This is a genomic window from Pseudomonas sp. AL 58, from assembly GCF_036348395.1.
Lineage (GTDB): Bacteria > Pseudomonadota > Gammaproteobacteria > Pseudomonadales > Pseudomonadaceae > Aquipseudomonas > Aquipseudomonas defluvii.
In genome coordinates, this window is the sequence record NZ_JAZBQR010000024.1 from 79,016 (window position 1) to 85,484 (window position 6,469).

Below are 6,469 nucleotides of genomic sequence, written 5' to 3' on the forward strand. Positions count from 1 at the left end.
CCTCTTTTTAGACCGTGCAGGAGCCGGTATGGCATCGACGCGTTGTCACCGCGATCTAGGCCTGGCGCCTATCGCCGGCAAGGCCAGCTCCTGCAGGGATGTGGGGCTTATTGGTAGATATCGAAGTCGAAGTAGCGGCTGGAGATCTTCTGGTAGGTGCCGTCGGCGACGATCTCGTCCAGCGCCTTGTTCAGGCGCTCGCGCAGGGCGTCGTCGTCCTTGCGAACGGCGATCGAGGCATCGGCGGTGGTGCCTTTGACATCGCCAATGAACTTGCAGCAGTCCTTGCCGGACTTGTTCAGCCACTCGATCAGCGGAAACTTGTCGGCAATCACGCCATCCAGGCGGCCTGCGGCGAGGTCGGCGTTGGCTTCATCAAGGGTAGGGTAGAGCTTGACCTCGGCGCCGGCCTTGCCATAGATGTCTTCGGCATAGATGGCCTGGGTCGAGGACGATTGCGCGCCCACGGTGTAGCCCTTGAAGTCGGTCTGTGCGTCGGTGATCTTGCTGTCCTTGGCCACGGCGACCGAAAGGGGGGTCTTGTAGTAGTGGTTGGTGAAGGCGATTTTCTTGCGGCGCTCTTCGGTGTTGATCATCGACGCGACCACGGCATCGTATTTCTTGGCCATCAGTGCCGGGATGATGCCTTCCCAGTCCTGGGCGACCAGGGTGCATTGCACCTGCATGCGTTCGCACAGGGCGTTGGCGATATCGACGTCGAAGCCGTGCAGCTTGTTGTCCGAGTCGACGTAGTTGAATGGGGGGTAAGCGCCTTCGGTGGCGATTTTCAAGGTTTCTGCCTGGGCTGCGCCGATTCCGGCGAGCATCAGTACGCAAGCGCTTGCAAGGTGGACGACTCGTTTCATCATGTACCTCGATTGGTATTTTGCACTCTGGCTATTGTTTGCTCGTTGACGTGTAGCCAACGAATTCGTTGTGTAGAGCGGCAGTGGCTTCCAAGCGTTTTTCAACATCCGGTCCGAGTTTCTTGCAGACCTCGTTGACCATCAGGTGTACCCACGACAGCATCGTCGCGGTGGACTCCCAGAACAGATTGAAATCGGTGGGTATACGAAAGACTTCGTCGGCGTGGGCATCGGCCCAGTCGCAGAAGGTGTCGGTAACCAGTGTTACCGGGATGCCCGCTTCCTGTGCCTTGCGACACAGGTTCAGGGCATGGCGTGAGTAGCGGCGCGCCTCGAACACCACCAGGGCACAGTCGTCTGGCTGGCTGAGCAGCACGTCGCCAAAGTGCCCGGCGCTGCCATCGACGGCGTGCACGCCATCACGCAGGTATTGCAGCAGGTGCACCATGCACAGGGCGATGCCGCGCTCGGTCTGAAAGCCGGCGACGAATATCTTCCGTCGTTCGGAGAGGCGTTGGGCGACGCTGTGCCAAAGCGCGGTGTGGCTGTATTCGTGCACCCGCACCAAGGCCGCCACTTCCAGTTCAAAGCTGCGAGAGGCACCTTCTTCAGACTCGCGCCGTTGTTGGCGGAATTCTTGCAGGCGATCACCGACCAGCCAGGGGCCATCGCCCAGGTCATTCTTGAGGTCGTGTTTGAGCGCCTTGAAGTGCTCATAGCCCAGTGCGCGGCAGAAACGGCCGACACTGGACTCGCTGATGCCAAGTTTGTCGGCGATGCTGGCAGCGGTCTGGAAAGGCAGTTCATGCAGGTTGCCCAGCATGTAAGTGGCGATCTTGCGCCCAGACGCCGAGGCGTTCTGCAGGCTGCTTTCCAGGCGTTGTTTGATCGGTTGGCTCACGGACGACTCTCACGGGGTTGCGCTTGACGAAGAAAATGAATGTTTTCTGTCATCAAGTCAACATTTGACAGATAGCTGTCACTGCGCGAGAGTTTCCAGCCTGCTCATCGCTGTAGCCCAGTCCAATTCCAACAAGGGAGCTTCAGATGTCCGCACGTCCTGATACTGCAGTCGCGCACCTTGCCTTTGCCGAACTGCAGGCTTTGCTGCATCGGATTTTCGTTCGTCACGGTACCAGCGAGGCCGTTGCCGACGCGCTGGCGTACAACTGCGCCAGCGCTCAGCGTGACGGCGCCCACAGCCACGGTGTTTTTCGTATTCCGGGGTATGTATCGACCCTGGCCAGTGGCTGGGTAGACGGCAAGGCGCAGCCAGACGTCGAAGATGTCGCCTCTGGTTATGTCCGGGTTGATGCCAAGGGTGGTTTTGCTCAGCCTGCACTGGCCGCTGCCCGTGGGTTGTTGGTGGAAAAGGCGCGCAGTGCCGGTGTGGCGGTGCTGGCCATTCACAATTCGCACCACTTTGCGGCTCTCTGGCCCGACGTAGAGCCGTTCGCCGAAGAGGGGCTGGTTGCGCTGAGCGTGGTCAACAGCATGACCTGCGTGGTCCCTCATGGTGCGCAACGGCCGTTGTTTGGCACCAATCCGATCGCCTTCGCTGCACCTTGCGCGGGCAGCGACCCCATTGTCTTTGATATGGCCACCAGCGCCATGGCCCACGGCGACGTGCAGATTGCTGCGCGCAAGGGAGAGCAATTGCCGGAGGGTATGGGGGTGGACAGCCACGGCCAGCCGACTTGTGACCCCAAGGCGATTCTGGAGGGTGGGGCGCTGCTGCCTTTTGGTGGGCACAAGGGTTCGGCGTTGTCGATGATGGTCGAGCTGCTGGCAGCAGCGTTGACGGGCGGTAACTTCTCGTTCGAGTTCGACTGGTCGCAGCACCCCGGTGCGAAGACGCCCTGGACCGGGCAATTGATCATTGTCATCGATCCTGCCAAATCAGTGGGTAATCGCTTTGCCGAGCGCAGCCGCGAGTTGGTGAACCAGATGCATGAGGTGGGCTTGAAACGTATGCCGGGTGAGCGGCGTTATCGCGAGCGCGAGTTGTCGGCGCAGCAGGGCGTGACCCTGACGGTGCAGGAGCTGGAGCAGTTGCGCGCCCTTGCGGGAGAGCAATGAGCCGATGACGGCGATGCGGGGCCGTGCAGCGCTGCACTGACGAGTTGCACGCGAAGACATGTTCCTTGGCGTTCAGTACAGGTATCCTCGCGACAGCTGTTAGTCCGAACTGTCCTGACCCAAGGAGCTGCACGCTGTGTTCAAACATGTTGATGCCTATGCCGGCGACCCGATTCTCTCGCTGATGGAGACCTTCAAGGCCGACCCTCGTGCCGACAAGGTCAACCTGAGTATCGGTCTGTATTACGATGCTGCCGGTGTGGTGCCGCAACTGGGCGCCGTGGCCGAGGCGGAAAAACGCCTGGCCGGCCAGCCTCACCAGGCGTCGCTGTACCTGCCGATGGAAGGCCTGGGCAGCTATCGCCAGGCTATCCAGACCCTGCTGTTCGGCGCCGGTCATCCTGCGGTAGAGGGTGGGCGTGTGGCTACCGTGCAGACCGTCGGCGGTTCGGGTGCATTGAAAGTAGGGGCTGACTTCCTCAAGCGATACTTCCCGGAATCGCAGGTCTGGGTCAGTGATCCGACCTGGGACAACCACCGCGCAATCTTTGAAGGTGCAGGTTTCAAGGTCAACACCTACCCGTACTTTGATCAGCAGAGCCGCGGGCTGAATTTTGACGGCATGCTCGCAACGTTGCAGACCCTGCCGGCCAACAGCATTGTGCTGTTGCACCCATGCTGCCATAACCCTACCGGTGTCGACCTGAGCCAGGCGCAGTGGCAGCAGGTGATCGAGGTGGTCAAGGCGCGCAGCCTGATCCCGTTCCTCGACATTGCCTATCAGGGCTTTGGCGAAGGCCTGGTAGACGATGCCTACGCCATCCGCGAAGTTGCCCGTGCAGGCGTCCCCTGCCTGGTCAGCAATTCGTTCTCGAAGATCTTCTCGCTGTATGGCGAGCGCGTAGGTGGCTTGTCGGTAGTCTGTGACGATGCGGACAGTGCACAAAGTGTATTGGGCCAGCTCAAGGCCACCGTGCGTCGCAACTATTCCAGCCCGCCGAACTTCGGTGCCCAACTGGTCGCAGCCGTGCTCAGCGACGCGGGCCTGAATGCCCAGTGGGAAGCCGAAGTGGAGCAGATGCGCCTGCGTATTCTTGAAATGCGCCAGGGGCTGGTCGATGCCTTGGCCGCGCTGTTGCCGGGTCAGGACTTCCAGTTCTTCCTGCGTCAGCGTGGCATGTTCAGCTACACCGGCTTCAGCGTTGAGCAGGTTCGTCGTCTGCGTGACGAATTTGGCGTGTACCTGATCGACAGCGGCCGGGTCTGCATGGCGGGCCTGCGCCCGGACAACCTGCAGCAGGTGGCGAAGGCGTTTGCTGCAGTGCAGCGTCAGGCGTAACGCCGCGCGTCTGTGCTGACACCTCACTGATACCCTCGCAGGCAAGCCTTGCTCCCAGCGCTCACCGAGCCGTGTGGGGGCTGGCCTGCCTGCGATGAGGTAGTACCTGTTTGACGTTGTTTTCCTGGGTGATGTTGCACCAAGTGCAACCGTTCCTCTGGTAGCACTTTGCAAGTGCAACCAATCAGCGCAAAATCGCGCCCCCTTACTATAGGTTGGGAGCGATGAGGCGTCTGTTTCGCAGCTCCTGGCCCTGTTGTAGTCTTGCGAGTGGAGTTGCACCCGGATGAACGAGCAGGCCCCAAGCGTTGATCAGCGCTTTGAATCGACCCCCGTTGCCCTTGGCAACTGGGCCCGTCATGACACCACCTGGATGCTGGGCCTGTTCGGCACGGCTATCGGCGCAGGCACCTTGTTTCTGCCGATCAACGCGGGTCTCGGCGGTTTTTGGCCGCTGTTGGTCCTGGCGCTGTTGGCATTTCCGATGACCTTCTTTGCTCACCGTGGGCTGACCCGTTTCGTGTTGTCAGGCCGCGATGGCGCGGATATCACTGAGGTTGTAGAGGAGCACTTCGGGCTCAAGGCCGGTGCCTTGATCACACTGTTGTACTTTTTTGCGATCTTCCCGATCCTGCTGATCTACAGCGTGGCCTTGACCAACACCGTCAGCAGCTTCATGGAGCACCAGTTGCACCTTACGCCGCCGCCGCGTGCGGTGCTGTCCCTTGTGCTGATCCTCGGTTTGTTGGCCGTAGTACGGTGTGGTGAACAGGCCACCGTCAAAGCCATGAGCCTGTTGGTGTATCCGTTTATCGTCGCCCTGGCGTTTCTGGCGGTGTTCCTCATTCCCCATTGGAGCGGCGGCATCCTGACGACGGCCAGCGAAGTACCGTCGGCCTCTGCGTTTCTGCATACCCTGTGGCTGGCGATTCCGGTGATGGTGTTTTCGTTCAACCACTCACCGATCATCTCGGCCTTCGCTGTCGACCAGAAACGCCGTTATGGTGTGAACGCTGAGCAGCGCAGCGGGCAGATCCTGGCCCGTGCCCACCTGTTGATGGTGGTGATGGTGCTGTTCTTCGTGTTCAGTTGCGTATTGACCCTGACGCCAGGCCAACTGGCCGAAGCCAAGGCGCAGAACCTGTCGATCCTGTCGTACCTGGCCAACCATTTCAGTAACCCGACCATTGCGTTTGCCGCGCCGCTGATTGCCTTCGTGGCCATCTCCAAGTCGTTCCTGGGCCACTACATCGGTGCCAGCGAAGGCCTCAAGGGCATGATCGTCAAAAGCGGCTGGCGCCCGGGTGCCAAGGCGCTGGACCGGGTTACCGCAGCGTTCATGCTGGTGGTGTGCTGGATCGTTGCCACGCGTAATCCAAGCATCCTCAGCATGATCGAAACCCTTGGCGGGCCGGTCATCGCAGCCATTCTGTTCCTGATGCCGATGTACGCCATCCGTCGTGTACCTGCCATGCGTCAGTACAGCGGTGCGCTGTCCAACGTGTTCGTGGTCGCGGTGGGCCTGGTGGCCATTTCGGCGCTGGTGTATTCGCTGCTGGGCTGATGCCTTGTGCTGAGGGCCAGGACGGCCCTTCAGTACGGTCCCAGCGGGGTATCAGGCCCGACATCGTGAATGGATATGCCTGCTTGCATCAGGGGCGATATAGGTTTGTGATGTGGGGCATTCACTTCGTGAACATATCCATTCCCTGCAGTGGCACCACCGACTGGTTTCGCCTCTTACGGCGACCCACTTTTGAACGGCACAAAAGTGGGTAAAACGCCCTGTCCCGACATCCGGCCCTCCGCTGCACTTCGGGTTCCTTCCTTACGCCATCGCTCTCGCGTGGACGCGCCGACGGGCCATCCATGGCCCATCAGCACTTGCGAGGCATCCATGCCTCGCACCCCACTACGCGACGGCTCCACTCAGCCTACTGAAGGGACGCCCCGCAGCGCCTGACATTCCGCGCACTGACAGGCAGATGCTCGCTGTTTTGCTTGCCTGCGAAGATTTTGGGCTTTTCGGCGTTGCTTTTTCATACGCTGAACCTGCAGGCGCCGCCAAATTGTCCCTTCAGGAGGTCGAACGCAGGCAGTGCGTAGCTGGGTGCCAGGCAGGGATGCCTGGCAAGGGCTGAGGGCCAGGAAGGCCCTTCAGCACGGCCCCGGCGGGAGCACTGCC

5 protein-coding genes are annotated in these 6,469 nt (G+C 60.6%); 3 read left to right on the forward strand and 2 right to left on the reverse strand.

Annotated elements, in window-relative coordinates; genetic code table 11:
- Nucleotides 1-107: 107 nt before the first annotated feature.
- Complete coding sequence (locus tag UIA24_RS20415; RefSeq protein WP_330523743.1) at nucleotides 108-866, reverse strand: transporter substrate-binding domain-containing protein; 759 nt, start codon at nucleotides 864-866, stop codon at nucleotides 108-110.
- Between the two features lie 31 nt (nucleotides 867-897).
- Nucleotides 898-1,767, reverse strand: coding sequence for a MurR/RpiR family transcriptional regulator (locus tag UIA24_RS20420; protein WP_330523744.1), 870 nt, complete (start codon nucleotides 1,765-1,767; stop codon nucleotides 898-900).
- Between the two features lie 146 nt (nucleotides 1,768-1,913).
- Between UIA24_RS20420 and UIA24_RS20425 the strand changes: the two genes are divergently transcribed.
- From UIA24_RS20425 to UIA24_RS20435, 3 genes are all read left to right on the forward strand, one after another.
- Nucleotides 1,914-2,945: an Ldh family oxidoreductase gene (locus tag UIA24_RS20425; protein ID WP_330523745.1), complete on the forward strand. Its 1,032-nt coding sequence runs from the start codon at nucleotides 1,914-1,916 to the stop codon at nucleotides 2,943-2,945.
- A 136-nt stretch (nucleotides 2,946-3,081) separates the two neighbouring features.
- Complete coding sequence (locus UIA24_RS20430) at nucleotides 3,082-4,284, forward strand: amino acid aminotransferase (protein ID WP_330523746.1); 1,203 nt, start codon at nucleotides 3,082-3,084, stop codon at nucleotides 4,282-4,284.
- Nucleotides 4,285-4,570: 286 nt separating this feature from the next.
- Entirely contained in the window at nucleotides 4,571-5,848 is a 1,278-nt protein-coding gene (locus UIA24_RS20435) for an aromatic amino acid transport family protein (RefSeq protein WP_330523747.1), read from the forward strand.
- The last annotated feature ends 621 nt before the right edge of the window (nucleotides 5,849-6,469 follow it).